Here is a 20,196-nt window from a genome sequence, read left to right on the forward strand (position 1 = left end):
TCCTCAAGCTCGATCCGACGGGTTGCCGGGCATCAGGTCATAGGGGTGTTTCCAGCCAGGCTGCTCGGACAAGCGAGACAGCCAGGCGTCGATATGGGGCCAGTCGACGCGGTCAAAGCCGAATGGTTCGGGATAATACAGATAGCTGCAGCAGCTGAGATCGGCATTCGTGACATCGTCGCCAACAATCCAGTCGCGGCCGTTCAGATGATCGTTCAACACTTGGTAAGCGGCCTTCAGGCGCCCTTGATTGAAAGCGATCACATCGGGATTGCGGTGCTGTTCCGGGAGGAAATTGATCAGGAAGCGGGTCAGGCCGGCCATCGAGCTGAGTTTGTGATTATCCCACAGCACCCAGCGCAGAACATCGTAATTCTCTTCCCGGTTCTTGCCGCCGAACTTACCTGACTTCTCAGTCACATAGGTCTGAATGGCGCCAGACTGGCTTGTGCGGAAATCACCGTCGATCAGGACAGGTGCTTCGCCCATTTCATTCACTTCGGCGCGAAACTCGGGCGTGCGAGTTACACCTTTGAAAAAGTCGACAAAGACCGGTTCCCACTCCAGCCCGGACATTTCTAGCGCCAGCGCAGCCTTATAACTGTTTCCGCTTTCTCCGAAGCAATGAAGCATGATTGTCATGTGATCGCCCCTCCCAAGGCGCATGGTGCGAAGTCGAATTTCGCGTATTTCGAGAAAGACGAACCATAAGGCTAAGCGCCATTGGGGTTTGGCTTTCTGAAAACACGCCCACCTGAGTGAAGGTGGCTGTAACGTTTAACGCTTGCGGTCATCCAACTCGGAATTGAAAATACGCAGGCGGTGGGTCAGGTTGTCCTCGTTGATCACGCTGTTGAAATTCTCGAACAGAAACGACAGCGCCTCTCCTTCGTCCAATCCAGCATCACGCGCGAACGCCTTGAGCTTGCGATACCCGTCTTCGGTCATTGCTACGGGAAAGCGGCGGGTTAGTCGAAAACGCTTTGGCATATGGTTCCTCCGGTAAGCAGGGTCCGGGCACTGTCACCCGGACCCAGACTGAGATCAGAAGCTCGCCGCGTCCAGAGCCATGACCGTGTCCGCGCCCGTCTGGATGCGTGCCAGATGCATGCCTGTAGCAGGCAGGCGGCGGGCCATGTAGAAACGGCCGGTGTTGATCTTGGTCTCGTAGAACTCTTTGTCCGACGCACCACCGTCCAGCGCTTCTTGCGCGGCTTTGGCCATCTGCGCCCACATCAGGCCCAGGCAGACATGGCCGAACATGTGCATGAAATCATAAGAACCGGACAGAGCGTTGTTCGGGTTCTTCATGCCTTCCTGCATGAAGTACATGCCAGCGGCCTGCAGGTCTTTGGACGCAGCCTTCAGCGGTTCGATGAAGGCCTTGTCATAGGCTTCGTCTTTACCAGCGTTGTCTTTGCAGAAGGTCTTGACCATGTCGAAGAACGCCATGACGTGCTTGCCGCCGTCTTGCGCCAGCTTACGACCGACAAGGTCCAACGCCTGAACGCCGTTGGCGCCTTCGTAGATCATCGCAATGCGTGCGTCGCGGGTGTATTGCGACATGCCCCATTCTTCGATGTAGCCATGGCCGCCATAGACCTGCTGTGCCTGAACGGTCATGTCATAGCCCTGATCGGTCAGGAAGCCTTTGATAACCGGTGTCAGCAGCGAGATCAGCCCGTCCGCATCTTTGTCGTTTGACCGGTGTGCTTTGTCGATCATGGTCGCGCCCCACAGGATGAACGCACGCGCACCTTCGGTGAAGCTTTTCTGATCCATCAGGTTGCGGCGGATGTCCGGGTGCACGATCAGCGGATCAGCTGGCCCGTCCGGGTTCTTAACACCGGTCACGTCACGGCCCTGCAGGCGGTCTTTGGCGTATTCGACGGCATTCTGGTACGCGGCCTCTGCCTGAGACAGACCTTGCATGCCTACACCCAGACGCGCTTCGTTCATCATGGTGAACATGGCACGCATGCCTTTGTGCTCTTCGCCCAGCAGCCAGCCTGTGGCTTCGTCATAGTTCATGACGCAGGTCGAGTTGCCGTGGATACCCATCTTCTCTTCGATCTTGCCGACCGAGACACCGTTACGCTCGCCCGGCGTACCATCTTCATTGACGATGAACTTGGGCACGATGAACAGGGAGACGCCCTTGATGCCTTCGGGGCCGCCGGGGATCTTGGCCAACACCAGGTGGATGATGTTGTCAGCCATGTCGTGATCGCCGGACGAGATAAATATCTTTTGGCCCGAAATCTTATAGCTGCCATCGCTCTGCGGTTCTGCTTTGGTGCGCATCAGGCCCAGATCGGTGCCGCAATGCGGTTCCGTCAGGTTCATGGTGCCGGTCCACTCGCAGCTGACCATATTGGGCAGGTATTTGTCTTTCTGTTCGTCGGTTCCGTGCGCCAGGATCGCTGACGCCGCGCCGTGCGTCAGGCCCTGATACATCACGAATGCCTGGTTCGCAGCCGAGAACATCTCGCCAACGGCGGTGCCCAGGACGTATGGCATGTTCTGACCGCCATACTCTTCCGGCATGTCGAGGCCAGTCCAGCCACCTTCTTTCATCTGCTCAAAAGCGTCTTTGAACCCGGTGGGCGTGTATACGATACCGTTTTCCAATCGGCATCCTTCGGTGTCCCCAACCACGTTCAGCGGGTGCAGAACATTGGTGGCCACTTTGCCTGCTTCTTCCAGAACGGCGCCTGTGAATTCGGCTTCAAGCTCGTTGTACCCCGGAACGTCGGAGTCCGAGATTTTCAGTACATCGTGCAGAATGAACTGCGTATCTTTGGTTGGCGCGTTGTAGACGGGCATGTGAAGCTCCCTTTAATTCATATGTCCGGGTGGTAGGCAGGCGAGGGGGTTACTCGGCAGCCTTTTTGTCTTGTTTGACCGAGGCGATGACTTTCTCGCCCCAGCGCAACTGTTCTTTCAGATCGTCGATCGCCTGGGTCAGTTCCTCACGGCGCGCTTCCATATCTTCCAGGCGCTCGCACGCAATTTCATAGGTGCGTGATATCTGAGTCATCTGTTGGTCGCCGACATGGTAAAGGTCCAGAAGCTGGCGTATTTCTTCAAGGCTGAACCCAAAGCGCTTGCCGCGCAGGATGAGTTTCAGGCGGGCACGATCACTTTTGGTGAACAGCCGTTTCTGACCTTCACGGATCGGAAACAAAAGCTCTTTGGCCTCGTAAAACCGCAACGTGCGGGGCGTGACATCATATGTCTCGCACATTTCTCGGATGGTCATCAGATCTTCGGTCATGGTTTCAGCACTCTCGTCACTGGCGTCAATGAAAGTCAGTTGCGCAGTCGATGCGCACGTTACAACACGTAGATGACGTTCACGTAATGTGAACGCTGCGTCACAAAATAAGTTTACGTAACTTCCACACGCGTCAAGTCGCGGATTTCCGACTTTTTCGAATTTAACGTAACGGAATTTGGGGGTTCAAAAACCAAAAGAGCGACCCGGCACGCCCTAAGGCATGGACGAACTTAGCGAGAGTCGTTTCTTTTTCTGGAGCGCCATGGCGCGTCGACGGAATCACTCGAGCGATTTGGCCGTCTGGTCGCGCATCTCGGTCAGGGCATCAATCGCCTCGTCCAGTTGCTGCCGTTGCTGGTTCAGTTCGACGATCTGCTTGTCCGCGACGTCGACAAAAGCGCGCATCTGGACCTCGTTGCCCTCATTTTCATAGATCAGCAGCCACTGGCGGATATCTTCCAGCGAAAATCCATACTTGCGGCCACGCAGGATCAAAGTCATGCGCGCGCATTCTCGCGGACCATAAAAACGCGATCTGCCTTCCCGGTCAGGTTGCAGCAATTCAATGTATTCATAGTAGCGCAGGGTACGTGGAGTCACATCGTACTCGGCGCACATCTCTTTGAATGACAAACGGTTGTCGGACATTCCTGATCTCCTCTGGCGCAGCCTATGTTCTGTCAGCCGCAAGCGCAACCGGCGGGCTTGCTCTTTTGGCGGACACGGGCTCATAAAGGGATGAACCAAGAGAACGGATTCAAGTACATGGTCGACAAAGCCGCAATTGCGCGCCAATTCATCGAGGCGATCCCGCATGCAAAAGCGTTGGGTCTGAAGCTGACCTCAATCGGAAATGGTGAAGCGGGTATTACAATGCCGTACAGCAAAGAGCTTGTTGGCGATCCGCGCACCGGGGTGATTCATGGCGGCGCTGTTTTTGCCGCATTGGACACCTGTTGTGGTGCCGCCGTCATGAGCCATCCGTCGGCTCCCGGCGGTACGGCGACGATTGACCTGAGGATCGACTACATGCGGGCGGCAACACCGGGACAGACGATAACGACCCAGGCGACATGCTACCACATCACACGGAACGTCGCCTTTGTGCGCGCGACGGCGATGGACGAAGACGAAGGTCTTCCGGTGGCCACAGCGGCAGGGTCATTCACGGTGGAGGGTTTGTAATGGCGCGTACTCGCCCCGAACCCGTCCAGGTCGTAAAACAACGCCGGGATGCGGCGCTGAACGCTATAGTCGAAGGTGTGCCCTACATCCGGTTCCTCGACATCGGCTTTGATCGCCGCGGTGATGAACTGACTGGCGTGTTGAACTTCGACCAGAAACTGATCGGCAACCCGTTACTGCCCGCATTGCATGGCGGCGTCACGGCGGCGTTTCTAGAAGTCACGGCTGTCATCACGCTGAGTTGGGAGTTCTTGCTGCCCAAGATCGAAAGCGGGGAACTGAATGCCAGTGATATCGCCAACTGTGAAACGGTACGTTTCCCAAAGACCGTCGATTTCACCGTCGACTATCTGCGGTCAGGCCTGCCGCGTGATGCCTATGCGCGCGCATTCATCAGCCGGGCCGGGCGTCGCTATGCCTCTGTCAGGGTCGAGGCCTGGCAAGACAATCACGCGAAGCTCTTTGCACAGGCTTCCGGGCATTTCCTGATGCCACAGCCCACTACTGACGGAAAATAGAACGCTATGCAGGACGCTTCGGCACCCATTACGCATAAGCGGGTGCTCCGGATTGCAGCGCCGATCGTATTGTCCAATGCGACGGTGCCTATACTGGGGGCGGTGGACACTGGTGTTGTGGGGCAGTTGGGGCAGGCGGCCCCGATAGGCGCTGTCGGCATGGGTGCCGTTATTCTGGCCACCATCTACTGGGTGTTCGGGTTCCTACGTATGGGGACAACCGGTCTTGCTGCCCAGGCACGTGGTGCAGGGGACACGGCGGAAACCGGAGCCTTGCTGATGCGCGGGCTGTTGCTGGGCGGCGCGGCGGGTCTGTTCTTTATACTGACGCAGGTCTGGTTGTTCTGGGGGGCGTTCGCCCTGTCTCCAGCCAGTCCAGAGGTTGAATCTCTGACCCGCGCCTATCTGGAGATCCGTATCTGGGGGGCTCCGGCTACGATCGCGCTTTTTGCCGTGACAGGTTGGCTGATCGCGGTAGAGCGCACCAAGGGTGTGTTCGTTTTGCAGATCTGGATGAACGGGCTGAACATCGTTCTGGATCTTTGGTTTGTTCTTGGCCTTGGCTGGGGCGTCGAAGGTGTCGCGATCGCGACGCTGATCGCCGAATGGACCGGGCTGGCGCTGGGTTTCTGGTTGTGCCGCGACGCGTTTGCAGGAAATCAATGGCGCGACTGGCCCAGGATCTTTGACCCTGCGCGTCTGCGCCGAATGATGCAGGTGAACGGCGACATCATGGTGCGTTCGGTGCTTTTGACCGGTGCGTTTACCACTTTTTTGTTTGTTGGTTCCGATCTGGGGGACGTCAATCTGGCAGCAAATCAGGTGCTGCTGCAATTCCTTGAGATCACCGCCTTTGCCTTGGATGGTTTCGCCTTTTCCGCAGAGGCTCTGGTGGGCAGCGCGGTCGGGGCGAGAGACCGCGCTCAGGTCCGGCGCGCGTCGATCATGGCCTCGCAATGGGGTGTCGGAGGTGCGTTTGCCCTGGGGCTTGTGTTCTTTTTAACCGGACCATCCCTGATTGATCTGATGTCAACCTCACCGGAAGTACGGATTGCCGCGCGGGAGTTTCTGCTCTGGGCGGCCCTTGCGCCGGTGATCGGCGTAGCCAGCTGGATGTTCGACGGTATCTATATCGGGGCGACCTGGACCCGCGCCATGCGGCAGGCGATGATCCAGTCCGTCGCGATCTATGTAGTGGCCCTGTTCCTGCTGGTGCCGACGTTCGGCAACCATGGGCTTTGGGCCGCGCTGATGGTCCTGAACATCGTGCGCGGGGTCACGTTGGGATGGCGTTACCCTAAGCTGGAAGCGCAGATCGCCTAAAGCAGCGACAGCAGGTTTTCGGGCGGACGACCGATCGCGGCCTTATTGCTGGCCACGGCCAGAGGACGTTCGATCAGGATGGGGTTTTCCACCATCGCTTGAATCAAGTCATCGTCTGGTGTCGTTTTCGTCAGCCCCAGTTCTTTGAAGCGCTTTTCGCCCGTCCGTATCATCTCGATGGCCGGAACTCCCAATTGGGACAGCACTGCGCGCAACTCTTCGACTGACGGCGCATCCTCCAGATACTTCCGAATTTCGACCGTCGCACCGTTTTCTTCCAGCAATGCAAGTCCGGCGCGGGATTTCGAACAGCGCGGGTTGTGCCAATATTTGATCACAGCCAGTCCTCTCTTTTGCTGCCAACGGCCTGATCGACCGACGTGAAACCGTCCTGCTTCAGCAGGTCATCCAGACCTTGGGCAATCTCTGCTGCCAGCGAAATGCCGCCGTAGACCATAGCAGTATAGAACTGTACGGCTGATGCCCCGGCGCAAATCTTGGCGTATGCCTGCTTTGCTGACCCGATCCCGCCAACGCCGATCAGCGGGATTTTCCCGTCGGTCAGTTGGCTGAGCTGCGCCAGCACGTGGGTTGATTTCTGGAACACAGGTGCGCCGGACAGCCCGCCCGCTTGGCCCTTATGGGCACTTCGCAGGCCATCCCGTGACAGGGTGGTGTTGGTTGCAATCACTGCATCGACGCCGGTTTCGCGGGCCACTTTGGCGATGTCCTGCAATTCGGTCTCGGTCAGGTCGGGGGCAATCTTCAGAAAGATCGGCAGCGGACGGGGCAGAGCGTTGCGGGTTTCAATCACGCCGCTTAACAGGGCAGAAAGTGCCGCCTTGCCCTGCAGATCCCGCAGCTTTTCCGTATTCGGGGATGAGACATTGACCGTTGCAAAATCCAAATGCGCGGCGCAATGAGCCAGAACTTTTGCGAAATCACCTGCGCGGTCATCACTGTCCTTGTTGGCACCCAGGTTCAGGCCGATCACCGCGTCCTTTGGACGGTCAGCCAAACGGCGGGCCATGACCTCCATGCCTTCGTTATTGAAACCGAACCGGTTGATGGCGGCCATGTCTTCGGTCAGGCGGAACAGGCGGGGTTTTGGATTACCGGGCTGTGGGCGCGGCGTCACGGCGCCAACCTCAATAAACCCGAAACCGGCGCGGGACAGCGGCCTAAGTACCTCGCCGTTCTTATCAAACCCAGCGGCCAGTCCCACGGGGTTTGGCAAATCCAATCCCGCAACTTGAGTGCGCAGCCGAGGCGACGTCACTGGACCCGGCGCAGGAGCTAAACCGGCTTTTAGCGCCTTGATCGACAGGCTGTGTGCAGTCTCTGGATCCAAGCGGTGCAGGGCTGCCAGGCCCAGTTTTTCCGTCAGTTTCATCCGAATGCCTCTCCGACTTGGGCAGGGGCGCATCTTATTAGCCGAGAGGTCATGACCGCGGCTTGCCGGTGCACCACGGCTTTTTGATATGCAGGGTCCGTCACCATTTCCAAGAACGCGTTCGCAGACGGATAACGGGCGATGAACACAGCGTCCCAGTCTTCGTCCTGCGGGCCGATCAGCGTTGTTTCAAACTCGCCGCGCCATAGGATCGAGGCACCAAGGCGGGCAATGATCGGTGCTGTTTCCGAGCCGTAGTTGCGATAGGCCTGCGCGCCGGTCAGGCCGGCATCGGCAAGTTTGTGCCCTGCGGGATACGCAGCATCGGTACGAAACTTAACCAGGTTCAGCATTTCGATCGGGTGGTTCCGATCGAGGTCCTTGAAGGCCTCAAATTGGGCACGCTCCGGATCGACAAAATCGGTCATTTCATTTCCTTCGGAAATTGGTGAACCGTTCCATCAAAGGGGAGGGGGTGCGACCAAACGATATCGGTCATACGAATCTGCCGGTAGAGATGCGGGAACAACGCGTCACCGCGTGAGACTTCCCATTTCAGGTCGTCGCCCATCGCATCAACGTCACAAGCCAGCAGGGTCAAACCTTCGACACCGGCGAAATGTTTGGCGGCTGTTTCTGCGGCCTGTTCGGCGGTTGAGAAATGGACATATCCGTCAGTGACATCAATTGGCGCGCCATCCGATGCACCTTGCGCCTGTAACGTGGCCCATTCGTCGGCCCTAAAAATTTTGTAAATCAGCATGCGGTCGTGATGCACCGGGCCACGGGTAGAATCAAGCCGGATTTCCCCCTTTGACTCTCGGCGTCGCGCGTCGCAACATCTCCGCAATTAACAATAGGGAGTTAAACTATGCTCACCCGTCTTTTGACATCTGCCGCCGCGCTCAGCCTGACCGCAGGCATGGCATTTGCCGAGTACAAGCTGACGATTCTGCACACCAACGATTTCCACTCGCGTTTTGAGCCGATCAACAAATACGACAGCGGTTGCGGTGATGAAGACAACGCCGAAGGCAAGTGTTTCGGTGGTTCCGCACGCCTGGTCACTGCGGTCGAGGAGGCACGTGGCCGTGCCGAAAACTCGATTCTGGTTGATGGCGGAGACCAGTTTCAGGGATCGCTGTTCTATACTTATTACAAGGGCAAGGTCGCGGCCGAGTTTATGAACAAGCTGGGCTATAACGCGATGACAGTGGGTAACCACGAATTCGACGACGGCCCCGAGGTTCTGCGCGGCTTTATCGACTCGGTCGATTTCCCTGTTCTGATGTCCAATGCGGATATTGCGGACGAAGAGTTGCTGACCGACAAAATCAAGAAATCGACCGTGATCGAAGTTGGCGGCGAAAAGATCGGCCTGATCGGCCTGACACCAATCGACACTGACGAGCTTGCCTCGCCCGGTCCGAATATCTCGTTCTCGGACCCGGTGCCTGCGGTTCAGGCCGAGGTGGACAAGCTGACCGGTGAAGGGGTTAACAAGATCATCGTTCTCAGCCACTCGGGCTACGGTGTGGATCAGCGCGTTGCGCAGGAAACCACCGGAGTTGACGTGATCGTAGGTGGTCACTCGAACACATATCTGTCGAATACGTCGGACAAGGCCGCTGGCCCGTATCCGACTGTGGTCAACGGCGTTCAGATTGTTCAGGCCTACGCCTATGGCAAATTCCTGGGTGAGCTGAATGTGACCTTTGACGATGACGGCAACGTGGTCTCGGCTGCTGGTGAGCCGCTGATCATGGACAACACCGTCACCGAGGATCAGGCCGCGCTGGATCGTATTGCCGAGCTGGCCGTGCCATTGGATGAAATCCGCAACAAAGTGGTTGCAAACTCTGCCGATGCCATCGAAGGCGACCGCGCTGTTTGTCGTGTTCAGGAATGCCAGATGGGCAACCTTGTGGCCGACGCAATGTTGGCACGCGTCGCGGATCAGGGCGTTAAGATTGCGATTGCCAACTCGGGCGGTCTGCGGGCTTCGATCGATCCGGGCGACGTGACCATGGGCGAAGTGCTGACCGTTCTGCCGTTCCAGAACACGCTGTCGACCTTTGAGATCAGCGGCCAGGGCGTCATCGATGCGCTGGAAAACGGCGTCAGCCAGGTGGAAGAGGTCAAAGGCCGCTTTCCGCAGGTTGCTGGCCTGACCTTCACCTGGGACCCGGCCGTTGCGCCGAACGAAGGACGTATCGCTGAGGTCATGGTTGCCGACGGAGACGGGTTTGTTCCCATCGATCCGGCCGCGACTTATCTGGTGGTCACCAACAACTACGTCCGCAATGGCGGTGACGGCTACAAGATGTTCTCGGGCGACGACAAGAACGCCTATGACTTTGGCCCCGATTTGGCAGATGTAACGGCGGAATACCTGGCCGAAAACGCGCCTTACACGCCCTATCTGGATGGGCGGATCAAGCAGAAGTAAATCTGTTTCGATATTCAACCCAAAAGGCCGCGTTTGACGCGGCCTTTTCAGTCTTATGGTCAGAAACGGCTTGATGGTGTTCCGCTCGGTATCGGTGCGGGCGACATTAACCTACAATTTCTGAAAAAGGGACAAAGCCTATGTGCGGACGGTTTGCCGTAACACTTCCCAACGATGCAATGGCGCAGCTTTTTTCGGCGCGCCCGGCTAACACTTTGCCTGCGGTGCCAAATTTCAACGTCTGCCCGACCAATCAGGTGCATGTGGTGCGCGCCGGGGAAACTGGGCGCACGCTTGATCCGCTGCGCTGGGGGTTTTTGCCCCATTGGTACAAGGCGGAAAACGCAGGACCTCTGTTGATCAACGCGCGGGCGGAAACGCTTGCCGAAAAGCCCGCCTTTCGCGCTGCATGCCGGGAACGCCGCTGCCTGATCGCTGCGACGGGGTTCTATGAATGGACCAAGACAGAACAAGGCGACCGGTTGCCGTGGTACATTTTCCGTCAGGACAACGCACCGATTGCCTTTGCCGGTGTTTGGCAGGATTGGGGGCCTGAAGATGCGCGACAGGGCACCTGCGCCATCGTCACGACACTGGCCAACCGTCACCTCAGCGCAATCCATCACCGCATGCCTCTGATCTTGGAACCTGATGACTGGCCCCTTTGGCTGGGCGAGGCGGGCAAAGGGGCCGCGCGTCTGATGCGACCGGGGGCCGAAGATGTCCTCAGCTATCACCGCGTCGACCCGACCGTGAATTCGAACCGCGCCAGCGGGCCGGAATTGATTGAACCGATCGAAACTTAGCGCTGCCTTTTCATTCGCAGCCTTGCGGGATAGACCTCTGACATGGTTCTAAAATTCGACAGTTTGCCCGATCTTTACGCGCATGAATTCGACACGGTAATCGACGTGCGCAGCCCGGCGGAATTTGACGAAGACCACCTTCCCGGCGCCATCAGCCTGCCTGTTCTCGACAACGAGGAACGCGCCCGTGTCGGCACGATCTATGTTCAGGAAAGCCCATTTTTGGCGCGCAAACTGGGGGCCGCGCTGGTGTTTCGGAATGCGGCCAATCACATCGAGAACAGCCTGTCTCATCACGAAGGCGGGTGGCGGCCGCTGGTTTATTGCTGGCGTGGCGGGCAAAGATCAGGGTCATTCACCTGGATGCTGCAACAGATTGGCTGGCGAGCCGAAGTGGTCGAGGGTGGCTATCGCAGCTATCGCCGCTTGGTGAAGCGGTATCTTTATGATGACCCGCTGCCGCATCGTTTGATCGCGTTGGACGGCTATACTGGCACGGCCAAGACCGAATTGTTGGCGCATCTTGCCGTACGTGGCGTTCAGGTTCTGGATCTGGAAGGGTTGGCTAACCATCGCGGATCCTTGCTGGGTGAAATGCTCGGCGGCCAACCCAGCCAAAAGGGGTTCGAGTCTGCCCTGTCGTCTGCGCTGTGCCGTCTGGACATGTCGCGCCCCGTGGTAGTTGAAGCGGAGTCGTCCAAAATCGGGTCTCTGATCCTGCCGCCGACGCTTTGGGCGGCTTTGCGCCAAGCCCCGCGAATCCAGATCACAGCGTCCGTTCCGGCGCGTTCGGACTACTTGGTATCCGCCTATGATGACGTTCTGTCGGACTCTGACCGCCTCCGTGACCGCCTTTCCCCGCTGCGGTTTCACCGCGGGCATGACGTGGTGGACGGTTGGCTGGACATGATTGACGCTGGTGACAAACGCGCACTGACTCAGGCGTTGATCGAACAGCATTATGATCCTGCATATAGTAAGTCCAGCCGTGTGCGCAGGTCAGACGTTATCGCAAATATCCATGCGTCAGCGCTGGATGATGCTGGCTTGTCTGCAACAGCAGCGCAGATCGAAGCCATTCTGGGTCAGCTTTGAACGCGAAGCCCCGGCGCATCGGTCATGTGCCCAATGATTACGGCAGGATATCCCGCTTCGCGCAAAGTTTCGCAGATCATCTGTTCTTGATCTGCTGGTACCGCGGCCAGTAAGCCTCCGGCCGTCTGAGGATCATACAGCAGGTCAGCTTTGCCGCCCGTCGGTAGTTCGGGCGTAATCGCACGATTGTCTTTGAACAAGGTTGACCGGATGCCCTGCGCGGCCAGTTCTTGCGCGCCGTCCATAACCGGAACTGCCTCTAGATCCAGGGTGGCACCGCAACCCGCGGCCTCGGTCATGCCCAGCAGGTGCCCGGCCAGACCAAATCCCGTTACATCGGTCATCGCATGTGCATCTACCAGTACTTCCGAAGCCCTGCCTTGTGGTTGCACCATATGTGCAAGAGCGGCCGCAACCCATTCACCCTTTGCCGCGCCCGCCATCTCTGCGGCCATCAGAACGCCGCTGCCCAATGGTTTGGTCAGGATCAAAGAATCACCAGGTGCCGCGCCGGACAGTGTGATCGGGTCGGCGTCGCACAGGCCAGTCAGGGTGAACCCGATCGTCATCTCGTCACCCATCGAGCTGTGCCCGCCGACAATCTCGGCCCCAGCGTTACGGATGACGTCGCTGGCCGTTGCCATGATCTCGGCCATGGTGCGATGCTGAAGGGTTGGCGACATGCGGGGCAGGATGATCGTTGCCGTGGCGGCTTGTGGGCGGGCTCCCATAGCCCAGATATCCCCGAGCGCGTGAACCGCTGCAATGCGCGTCATCAATGCGGGATCGTCCACGAAGCTGCGCAAATGGTCCGAGGTCATGACCTGCCGAGCACCCCCGGTCTGCAACAGGGCGGCATCATCGCCGGGCAGTGGAGTCACGTCCGCACGAACAGGGGAAGGCAGATCGGCAAGCGCAGTATGCAGCGCACCGCGTCCGACCTTGGCACCACAGCCCCCGCACATGGGTTTGTCGCCCAAGGCTTCGGTTAAACCAGCCGCGTGATGGCGGGGCAACGCCGGAGGCTTCATCTGCGGCAAATTGCGAAACTTGTCCATAAAACTTTGATCGATGTGGTTTTTCCATTTCCACATCAACGGCCCGCTGAACGAGGTCCCCAGCCGTTCTCCCAATGCAGACTTGCCGCCTAGTGATATGAGCTTGAGGTAATCCTTTTGCGGCTCATACCGCCGCATGGCACCTGACCCCAAGGCGGCCCTTAGGTTTTGGAACAAAACGGGGGCCTCGCGGACTGCATAGACACCTGCTTTGGGGCGGGGATTTTCGCTCAGATGTACGCAGTCGCCCGCTGCAAAAATCGCAGTATCGCTGGACTGCAGGTGCCCGTCGACGCGGATGAAGCCGTCCTGAAGATCCAGCCCTGTATTCGTGATCCAGTCATAGGGTTTTGCACCGGCCGCACCAGTTACAAAGCTGGCCGCGAGTTGACGGCCATCCTGCAGTGCGACGTGATCCTTGGCGATGTGCGAAACAGATGCCTGTTCGACCACTTCGATACCCAGATCAGCCATTGCCTTGCGAATGGTCTGCGCGGATTTGGGATGAGTCGCCGTCAGGGCATGTGCGCTGTCAATCAGGGTCAGGTGCGCGGTGCGCCCCTTGGTGCGCAAGGCAAAGGCCATAGCCATGATAAGCTCGGCACCGGCCACCCCGCCGCCGATGACAGCGACCGAGGCTTCACCCGATCTTTCCAGATATTCTACCCATCTGGCAGCAAACGGGCCCAACGGTTTGGCCGGAACCGCATGCTGGGCAAAACCGGGCACGTCGGGCATGTCCGATGTAATACCCACATTGACTGAAGCCACGTCAAACGCCACCGGGGGACGGTCTGGCACATGAACCTCGCGCCGTTCTGGGTCGATGCCGGAAACCGCGCCCAGAATGATCCGCGCGCCGGCAAAGCGGGCTAGTCTGACCAGATCTATGTTCAGGTCTTGACGTGCGTAGTGCCCGGCGACAAAGCCCGGCAGCATCCCCGAATATGGCGCCGTGGGACCGGGGTTGATCACCGTCACCCGTGCGCCAGCCAAGGGGTTCATGCCCCACTTGCGCAGCAACAATGCATGGGTGTGACCGCCGCCGATTAGAACCAGATCGCGGGTTAGGGGCAGCGCTGGTTGGTGCATCAAACTCAGGACTTGCTGTGATCAGGGACGTCTTCGACCTGCTCAACAGCGTGCGTAGCCCAAAGTTCATCCTCGCCCGCATCTGGCAGATCGCTGGGCTTTTCATGGCGGTGAATGTGCCATTTGGCAATGAACAGGGCCGTGATCGGCGCGGTCAGGAACAAAAACAGTGTGATCAGAAGTTCGTGTAGCGACAGGTGCTGTTCGATCAGAACCGAGTGGCAGATCGATGCCAGCAGCACGCCACCCACACCCAGGGTCGTCGCCTTGGTGGGTGCGTGCAGGCGGGACATCGGGTCTTTCAGCTTGATCATGCCGTAGGACCCGACAAAACCGAAGATGCCTGAGACAACTAGGAAGAAGGCGATCAGAAGTTCTATGATGAAACTCATACCACCCTCACTCAATGATATTGCCACGCAGCATGAAGCGCGCGTAGGCAACCGTTGAGACAAAGCCCAGCATGGCAATGATCATGGCAGATTCGAAGAACACTTCTGTTCCCAGAGTCAGACCATATAGGATCAAAAGAGCGATCGTGTTGATGACCATCGTATCCAGCGCAAGAACGCGGGTGCCGACGCCGTCTGCGGTGATGATCCGCCAAAGGCACATCATAATGGCCGCGCCGAAGCAGGCGAATGCAAAGGCGATTGCAATGTCGATCATTCGAAAATCTCCTTCAGGCGACGCTCATAGCGGCTTTTGATCTGATCTCGCACGGCGTCAGGGTCGGGTGCATCCAGACAATGCACGAGCAGGTTATGCCCCTGCGCAGACAGATCGCTGCTGACGGTGCCGGGTGTCATGGTGATTGTACCTGCCAGCACCGTGATCGCCTCCGGGGTGCGCAATTCCAGCGGGACACAGATCCAGGCCGGCTGACGATCTGCGTCGCGTTTGAACAGGATAATCCGGGCGACAGTGACGTTGGCGACCACGATGTCCCACAGTACGACCAGGATGTATTCAGCAACCATAGGCCAGTTGCGCAGCTTTGGGCGATCAGGCCAGTATGGTTGGGTGATAAAGGGGATAATAATCCCCAGGATCAGGCCAAAGACCAGCGAATTCAGGGTCATGTTGTTGGCCAGCAGGACCCAAACGATGGTCAGCAGGAATGTCAGGTGCGGGTGCGGAAAAATCCGGTGCAGAAGTCTGATCATGCGTCGCCTCCCAATACGGCTGCGATGTAGTTTTCGGGTGTGAACAATTGTTCCGCCGTCTTGTTGGTATACTCCAGCGCAGGCCCGGCAAACACCGTCAGTAGAACAAGGCCTATTGCCATTGCGAACACGGCCGTGAAGGTCAGGGCGGGGTTCGGCTCGGGCGCAGGTACGGGCTGGGCTTCTTCTTCGTTCTCCGGATTCATTTCGGTGTTGTGCTGGGCATCATGGCTTTTCCAGAAGATCAATGAGCCTGCCCGGGCAAGACCCACGATTGTGACGAAGGAACCGATTAGGATTACGGCCCAGATAGCGTTTGCATCCGGGGCGTCGCGCGCGGCATCCAGAACCAGCAGTTTGCCGATAAAGCCCGACAGCGGTGGCATACCCGCCAGCGCAATGGCCCCCACGAAGAACAGGGCCGAGATCAGACCCGTTTGCGGCATCGGAGCTGTTGGGGCAATCACGCCGCCCCGACGCTCCATCACCAGATCGGCGACCAGGAACATAAGCGCGGTCGCCAGGGTTGAGTGATAGACATAGTACAACGCTGCTGCCGTCGCCGTCTCAGTGAACAGCGAGATCGCGATCAGCAAAGTTCCCATCGATGTGATGGCACAGAACGCCACCATACGCGCGATATGCTGTGTGCCCAGAATGCCGATGGCACCAACGGCCAGCGTCACCAAAGCGGCGGGTTGCAACCAAGCACCAACAAGCCCCTGCGTAGCCTCAACCTCCGGGCCGAAGCCCAGTGTGTACATCCGCAGAATCGAGTAGGCGCCAACCTTGGTCATGATCGCAAACAGGGCGGCCACTGGCATGGGCGCGCTGGCATAGCTCGCGGGTAGCCAGAAATGCAGCGGCAAGACGGCGGCCTTGATACAGAACACCAGCAGCAGCAAAACTGCACCAACCCGCAGCAGGGCGGTGTCATCCGCTGGCAATTCGGCCACCCGCACGGCCAAGTCGGCCATGTTCAACGTTCCGGTGACAGCATAAAGCGTGCCTAAAGCAAACAGGAACAGGGTCGACCCAAGCAGGTTATAGGCCACATATTGCACCCCGGCTTTCAGCCGAACTGCTCCGCCCCCATGCGTCATCAGGCCATAGGACGCGATCAGCAGAACTTCGAAGAAAACGAACAGGTTAAAGGCATCGCCGGTCAGAAATGCGCCGCAGACGCCCATCAACTGAAAGTGGAATAGGGCATGGAAGTGTTTGCCCCTATCGTCCCAACCGGACGCGATCGCATAAAGAACGATCGGCAAAGCCAATAGTGCCGTCAGCAGCACCATCATGGCCGAAAGCCGGTCCAACACCAGAACGATGCCAAAGGGCGCGGGCCAGTTGCCCAGCTCATAGACCTGAATATCGCCGCCTGCCGCCTGTGCGGTGACGGTCAGAGCAATCCCCAACAGGGCCACCACACCAGCGACCGAAAAGATGCGTTGCAGGTCCAAGTGAAAGCGCAGGACCATGATAATGAACGGGGCCAGAATCGCGGGCAGGACGATTGGCGCAACGATCCAATGGTTCATGCGTCTTCTCCCGGCGCGTCAACGCTGTCATGGGCGTTCATGTCGATATGGTCATCCTTCGAGGACAAATAGGCGCTGAGCGCGATCATCACGATTACGGCGGTCATCCCGAACGAGATCACGATGGCCGTCAGCACCAAAGCCTGCGGCAGAGGATCGGTATAGGGTACCTCTTTGTATTTGTTCAAAACGGCAGGCGCGTCCAAAGCCAACCGGCCCGTTGCGAACAGGAACACGTTCACGGCGTAAGTCAGCAGAGACAGACCCAGAATGACAGGGAAGGTCCGGCGGCGCAGGATCAGGAATATCCCGGCAGCAGTCATGACGCCAACGGCAGAGGCTACGAGCGCTTCCATCAGACCTGCTCCTTGTTTTCTTCTTCTTGCGGCGGATTATCGCGCAATGGGTTGATATCCATTGGGAATTCCTGCGCCATACCCGGTTGCCACGCAAATCGGGACAGGCTGTCCAGCGCCAGCATCACCGCCCCCAGAACAGCCAGGAAAACGCCGGTGTCAAACAGGATGGCGGTGGCCCATTCGAATTCCTCCAGCGGTGGCCAGTGGATATAGCCAAAATCGCTGGTCAGGAACGGACGCTCGTTAAACCAAGCACCCAGCCCGGTGGCGGCAGCGATAAGCACACCCCAACCGATAGACCCGTGGTAGTAGAACCTCTGACGTTCGATGGCCCAGGTATAGCCGCTGGCCATGTATTGCATCAGGAAGGCAATGGCGACGACAAGACCCGCGATAAAGCCGCCCCCCGGCTGATTGTGGCCCCGGAAAAAGATGTAAGCCCCGACCATCAGCGCGATTGGCATCATCATCCGGGTGACGACCACCATCATCAACGGGTGCGAGTCTCCGGACTGCGGCCAATGCGGTTTCCGGTTCAGCAAGTAGCTGCGGACATTCGTGCCCAGCACCGACTCGGTCAGGGCAAAAATGATCAGCGCAGCGATGCCCAGAACGATGATTTCGCCGAAGGTATCAAAACCCCGGAAGTCCACGAGGATGACGTTGACAACATTGGTACCGCCACCACCTTTGTATGAATTCGCCAGATGGAATTCGGAAATTGTCGGAAAGGCAAAATCCCGCAGCAGCAGCGCATAGATCAGCGCGCCCGAACCAATGCCCGCCACGACTGAGATCGCTGCATCGCGCCACCGCCGTGCAGCGCTGCTGTCCCAAGGCGTATCCGTGGGTAGGAAGTTCAGTGACAGCAGCAGCAGGATCATCGTGACCACTTCAACCGAGATTTGTGTCAGTGCCAGATCCGGTGCAGACAAGTAGTTGAACGCCATCGAAACGATCAGGCCGACAACACCAATCAGAACCAGCGACAACAGGCGATTGCGGTGGAACCACATGATCGCGAGCGTCGCGCCGACAAGGCAGATCCAGCCGATCAGCGGAATGATCTGTATGGGCAAAGCCTCACGCGTTTCGGGGCCGATCGAACCGCTCGTATAAGCGTAGTAACCAAGACCAACCGTGAAGGCGATCATGATGATCGCATAGCGGCTGAGGACACCGTTGTGCAACGTATCAGTGATCACCTGGCTGATCTTTGTCAGCATCGCAATCACCGCGTCAAAGATCGCCTTGGCTTCGGGACGCGGCAGGGAGTTCCAGACTTTTTCTTCATGCTTGTGCAAGCTCAGCAGGAACAGGCCGCCCAGCGTCGCGACCACGGACATGTAAAGGGCAGGCGTGAAGCCGTGCCACAGTTTCAGTGAATAGTAGGGCAGTTTCTCGCCGCCGATGACCGCGCTGGATACCACCGCGACCAATGGCCCGACGATAGCCTTGGAATAGAGCCCGATCAGGACCACCAGAACCACGAGGAATGCTGGGGCCAGCCACAAACCAACTGGCGGGTCATGAGGATGCGCCGGATAGTCGTGCCGCTCGGGGCCCATGAACACATGGCTGACAAAACGGAAAGAATAGGCCGCCGAAAACAGCGCCGCCAGCAAAGCCAGCCCCGGTACAAGGTAGTGCGAGTTCAGCCAGGTTGTGTGGACGGTCTCCTCAAGCATCATTTCCTTTGACAGGAACCCGTTGAGAGGCGGAATCCCGGCCATAGACAGCGCAGCGATTGTGCCAATCGTAAAGGTGATAGGCATAAGATGGCGCAGTCCGCCCAGCCGCTTTATGTCACGGGTGCCGGTTTCGTGATCCACAATCCCGGCGGTCATGAACAAGGCCGCCTTGAAGGTCGCGTGGTTGATGATGTGGAACACTGCGGCGACCGCGGCGAATTTGGTGCCAAAGCCCAAAAGCACGGTGACCAGCCCCAGATGCGACACGGTTGAAAACGCCAGGAGGGCCTTCAGATCATCCTTGAACAACGCGATCACCGCGCCGATCAGCATGGTGATAAGTCCAGTTGTGGCAACAATGTAGAACCAAGCGTCAGTGCCAGCCAAAACAGGCCACATCCGGGCCATCAGGAACAACCCGGCCTTCACCATCGTTGCCGAGTGCAGATAGGCCGAAACAGGCGTCGGGGCCGCCATCGCGTGGGGTAGCCAGAAATGAAACGGGAATTGTGCTGACTTGGTGAAGCAGCCCAGCAGGATCAGGACCAGCGCGGGCAGGTAATAGGGCGAAGATTGAATCAGCTCTTTGTTCTGCAGGATTACACTCAGGTCATAGGAGCCGACGATGTTGCCCAGGATCAGCATCCCTGCGATCATCGCCAACCCGCCAGAGCCGGTCACCGCAAGCGCCATCCGCGCGCCCTGACGACCTTCGGGCAGGTGTTTCCAATATCCGATCAACAGGAAAGAGCTAAGCGACGTGAGTTCCCAAAAGATGAGCAAAAGCAGTATGTTGTCGGATAGAACGATCCCAACCATCGCACCCTGAAACAGCAGCAGATAGGTGTAGAACTGCCCCATCGGGTCCTCGCGCGACAGGTAAAATCGTGCGTAGAGGATGATAAGCAACCCGATACCTAGTATCAGCAAGGCAAACAAAAATCCCAAGCCATCCAGCATGAAATTTGCGTTCAATCCAAGGGCTGGTATCCACTCGAACCGGGCGGTCACAACATCGCCTCGCATCACAGACGGGATGTGGATCAATAGACCCATCAGCGCCAGAAATGTGGTCAACCCAGCAGCAGAAGCAGCTGCATTTCGTCCTGCCCTGATCAGAAGAGCTGGAAAAACAGCGCCGAGAAAAGGAAGGGCCGCGATGAGGAATAGGGACAAGTGCGATACTCCGTTCTGGGCGGTCAAGTAGTACTGATTTTGTAAGGATAATTTTCTTACTGTC

General features: G+C 57.9%; 22 protein-coding genes. 6 read left to right on the forward strand and 16 right to left on the reverse strand.

Annotated elements, in window-relative coordinates; all coding sequences use genetic code 11:
• Positions 1 to 3 precede the first annotated feature (3 nt).
• From AC2FGC_RS12495 to AC2FGC_RS12515, 5 genes are all read right to left on the reverse strand, one after another.
• Complete coding sequence (locus AC2FGC_RS12495) at positions 4 to 642, reverse strand: glutathione S-transferase family protein (RefSeq protein ID WP_496726097.1); 639 nt, start codon at positions 640 to 642, stop codon at positions 4 to 6.
• Positions 643 to 777: 135 nt separating this feature from the next.
• Positions 778 to 990: a hypothetical protein gene (locus tag AC2FGC_RS12500; RefSeq protein ID WP_058274212.1), complete on the reverse strand. Its 213-nt coding sequence runs from the start codon at positions 988 to 990 to the stop codon at positions 778 to 780.
• A gap of 54 nt (positions 991 to 1,044) precedes the next feature.
• On the reverse strand, positions 1,045 to 2,826 hold the full coding sequence (locus AC2FGC_RS12505; RefSeq protein ID WP_496726098.1) for an acyl-CoA dehydrogenase C-terminal domain-containing protein: 1,782 nt from the start codon (positions 2,824 to 2,826) through the stop codon (positions 1,045 to 1,047).
• Between the two features lie 49 nt (positions 2,827 to 2,875).
• Positions 2,876 to 3,277 (reverse strand): MerR family transcriptional regulator, encoded by a 402-nt coding sequence (locus AC2FGC_RS12510; protein ID WP_058274210.1) that lies wholly within the window; start codon positions 3,275 to 3,277, stop codon positions 2,876 to 2,878.
• Between the two features lie 282 nt (positions 3,278 to 3,559).
• Complete coding sequence (locus tag AC2FGC_RS12515; protein ID WP_496726099.1) at positions 3,560 to 3,928, reverse strand: MerR family transcriptional regulator; 369 nt, start codon at positions 3,926 to 3,928, stop codon at positions 3,560 to 3,562.
• A 117-nt stretch (positions 3,929 to 4,045) separates the two neighbouring features.
• Here AC2FGC_RS12515 and AC2FGC_RS12520 point away from each other — a divergent pair, with 117 nt between their 5' ends.
• The 3 genes from AC2FGC_RS12520 to AC2FGC_RS12530 are packed head-to-tail and all read left to right on the forward strand — an operon-like array spanning position 4,046 to position 6,306.
• The gene (locus AC2FGC_RS12520; protein ID WP_058274208.1) at positions 4,046 to 4,465 is read left to right on the forward strand and encodes a PaaI family thioesterase; all 420 of its coding nucleotides are present in this window, start codon (positions 4,046 to 4,048) and stop codon (positions 4,463 to 4,465) included.
• On the forward strand, positions 4,465 to 4,983 hold the full coding sequence (locus tag AC2FGC_RS12525) for a PaaI family thioesterase (protein WP_496726100.1): 519 nt from the start codon (positions 4,465 to 4,467) through the stop codon (positions 4,981 to 4,983). Before AC2FGC_RS12520 ends, AC2FGC_RS12525 begins: the two co-directional genes overlap by 1 nt.
• A 6-nt stretch (positions 4,984 to 4,989) precedes the next feature.
• Complete coding sequence (locus AC2FGC_RS12530) at positions 4,990 to 6,306, forward strand: MATE family efflux transporter (RefSeq protein WP_496726101.1); 1,317 nt, start codon at positions 4,990 to 4,992, stop codon at positions 6,304 to 6,306.
• On the opposite strand, the gene arsC is transcribed toward AC2FGC_RS12530, so the two are convergent.
• The 4 genes from arsC to AC2FGC_RS12550 are packed head-to-tail and all read right to left on the reverse strand — an operon-like array spanning position 6,303 to position 8,462.
• The gene (gene arsC / locus AC2FGC_RS12535) at positions 6,303 to 6,644 is read right to left on the reverse strand and encodes an arsenate reductase (glutaredoxin) (protein ID WP_496726102.1); all 342 of its coding nucleotides are present in this window, start codon (positions 6,642 to 6,644) and stop codon (positions 6,303 to 6,305) included. The genes AC2FGC_RS12530 and arsC overlap by 4 nt on opposite strands.
• Entirely contained in the window at positions 6,641 to 7,699 is a 1,059-nt protein-coding gene (locus AC2FGC_RS12540; protein WP_496782493.1) for a quinone-dependent dihydroorotate dehydrogenase, read from the reverse strand. The genes arsC and AC2FGC_RS12540 overlap by 4 nt, the downstream gene beginning before the upstream one ends.
• Positions 7,696 to 8,127 carry a DUF1330 domain-containing protein gene (locus AC2FGC_RS12545; RefSeq protein WP_496726104.1) on the reverse strand — a complete coding sequence of 144 codons (432 nt, stop codon included), beginning with the start codon at positions 8,125 to 8,127 and terminating at the stop codon, positions 7,696 to 7,698. The genes AC2FGC_RS12540 and AC2FGC_RS12545 overlap by 4 nt, the downstream gene beginning before the upstream one ends.
• Positions 8,124 to 8,462 (reverse strand): DUF952 domain-containing protein, encoded by a 339-nt coding sequence (locus AC2FGC_RS12550; protein WP_496726105.1) that lies wholly within the window; start codon positions 8,460 to 8,462, stop codon positions 8,124 to 8,126. Before AC2FGC_RS12550 ends, AC2FGC_RS12545 begins: the two co-directional genes overlap by 4 nt.
• 108 nt (positions 8,463 to 8,570) lie before the next feature.
• Here AC2FGC_RS12550 and AC2FGC_RS12555 point away from each other — a divergent pair, with 108 nt between their 5' ends.
• From AC2FGC_RS12555 to mnmH, 3 genes are all read left to right on the forward strand, one after another.
• On the forward strand, positions 8,571 to 10,148 hold the full coding sequence (locus AC2FGC_RS12555) for a bifunctional metallophosphatase/5'-nucleotidase (RefSeq protein ID WP_496782495.1): 1,578 nt from the start codon (positions 8,571 to 8,573) through the stop codon (positions 10,146 to 10,148).
• A 140-nt stretch (positions 10,149 to 10,288) separates the two neighbouring features.
• A complete protein-coding gene (locus AC2FGC_RS12560) occupies positions 10,289 to 10,954 on the forward strand; it encodes an SOS response-associated peptidase (RefSeq protein ID WP_496726107.1) in 666 nt (221 codons plus the stop codon).
• A gap of 42 nt (positions 10,955 to 10,996) precedes the next feature.
• Complete coding sequence (gene mnmH, locus AC2FGC_RS12565; protein ID WP_496777455.1) at positions 10,997 to 12,049, forward strand: tRNA 2-selenouridine(34) synthase MnmH; 1,053 nt, start codon at positions 10,997 to 10,999, stop codon at positions 12,047 to 12,049.
• Here mnmH and selD read toward each other — a convergent pair.
• The 7 genes from selD to AC2FGC_RS12600 are packed head-to-tail and all read right to left on the reverse strand — an operon-like array spanning position 12,040 to position 20,132.
• Complete coding sequence (gene selD / locus AC2FGC_RS12570; protein WP_496782497.1) at positions 12,040 to 14,199, reverse strand: selenide, water dikinase SelD; 2,160 nt, start codon at positions 14,197 to 14,199, stop codon at positions 12,040 to 12,042. The two genes, mnmH and selD, sit on opposite strands and share 10 nt — an antisense overlap.
• Before the next feature lie 5 nt (positions 14,200 to 14,204).
• Complete coding sequence (locus AC2FGC_RS12575) at positions 14,205 to 14,591, reverse strand: Na+/H+ antiporter subunit G (RefSeq protein WP_282119930.1); 387 nt, start codon at positions 14,589 to 14,591, stop codon at positions 14,205 to 14,207.
• 7 nt (positions 14,592 to 14,598) lie between these two features.
• The gene (locus AC2FGC_RS12580; protein WP_058274196.1) at positions 14,599 to 14,868 is read right to left on the reverse strand and encodes a K+/H+ antiporter subunit F; all 270 of its coding nucleotides are present in this window, start codon (positions 14,866 to 14,868) and stop codon (positions 14,599 to 14,601) included.
• Complete coding sequence (locus AC2FGC_RS12585; protein ID WP_496726110.1) at positions 14,865 to 15,365, reverse strand: Na+/H+ antiporter subunit E; 501 nt, start codon at positions 15,363 to 15,365, stop codon at positions 14,865 to 14,867. Before AC2FGC_RS12585 ends, AC2FGC_RS12580 begins: the two co-directional genes overlap by 4 nt.
• The gene (locus AC2FGC_RS12590; RefSeq protein ID WP_496782499.1) at positions 15,362 to 16,906 is read right to left on the reverse strand and encodes a monovalent cation/H+ antiporter subunit D; all 1,545 of its coding nucleotides are present in this window, start codon (positions 16,904 to 16,906) and stop codon (positions 15,362 to 15,364) included. The genes AC2FGC_RS12585 and AC2FGC_RS12590 overlap by 4 nt, the downstream gene beginning before the upstream one ends.
• Entirely contained in the window at positions 16,903 to 17,262 is a 360-nt protein-coding gene (locus tag AC2FGC_RS12595) for a Na+/H+ antiporter subunit C (protein WP_108860216.1), read from the reverse strand. The genes AC2FGC_RS12590 and AC2FGC_RS12595 overlap by 4 nt, the downstream gene beginning before the upstream one ends.
• Complete coding sequence (locus tag AC2FGC_RS12600) at positions 17,262 to 20,132, reverse strand: monovalent cation/H+ antiporter subunit A (RefSeq protein WP_496782501.1); 2,871 nt, start codon at positions 20,130 to 20,132, stop codon at positions 17,262 to 17,264. The genes AC2FGC_RS12595 and AC2FGC_RS12600 overlap by 1 nt, the downstream gene beginning before the upstream one ends.
• Between the last annotated feature and the right edge of the window lie 64 nt (positions 20,133 to 20,196).

Source organism: Ruegeria sp. CDSC054 (assembly GCF_059610645.1).